Source organism: Streptomyces morookaense (genome assembly GCF_013030945.1).
Classification (GTDB): Bacteria; Actinomycetota; Actinomycetes; order Streptomycetales; family Streptomycetaceae; genus Streptomyces; species Streptomyces morookaensis.
The window spans coordinates 1-506 of record NZ_JABBXF010000216.1 but is presented as its reverse complement, the minus strand read 5'-3'; the positions used below and the strand labels follow the sequence as shown (position 1 = coordinate 506).

At 67.6% G+C, this 506-nt stretch carries 1 protein-coding gene; it reads left to right on the top strand.

Annotated elements, in window-relative coordinates:
* On the top strand, window positions 1-506 hold a 506-nt coding region (locus HG542_RS34230), incomplete at both ends, for an ABC transporter ATP-binding protein (protein ID WP_171088341.1).

The following is a 506-nucleotide window of genomic DNA, read 5'->3' as shown; positions in this document are numbered from 1 at the left end:
GCGGTCAAGGGCGTGAGCTTCACGGCCTACCGCGGCCAGGCCATCGGCCTGATCGGCTCCAACGGCTCCGGCAAGTCGACCCTGCTCAAGGCCATCGCCGGCCTGCTCCCCACCGAGAGCGGCAAGGTCTACACGGACGGCCAGCCGTCCCTGCTGGGCGTCAACGCCGCCCTGATGAGCGACCTGACCGGCGAGAAGAACGTCATGCTCGGCGGCCTGGCCATGGGCATGACGCGCGAGCAGATCCGCGAGCGCTACCAGTCCATCGTCGACTTCTCCGGCATCAACGAGAAGGGCGACTTCATCACCCTCCCCATGCGCACCTACTCCTCCGGCATGGCCGCCCGCCTGCGCTTCTCCATCGCCGCGGCCAAGGACCACGACGTCCTGATGATCGACGAGGCCCTCGCCACCGGTGACCGCGCCTTCCAGAAGCGCTCGGAGGAACGCATCCGCGAGCTGCGGAAGGAAGCCGGCACCGTCTTCCTCGTCAGCCACAACAACAA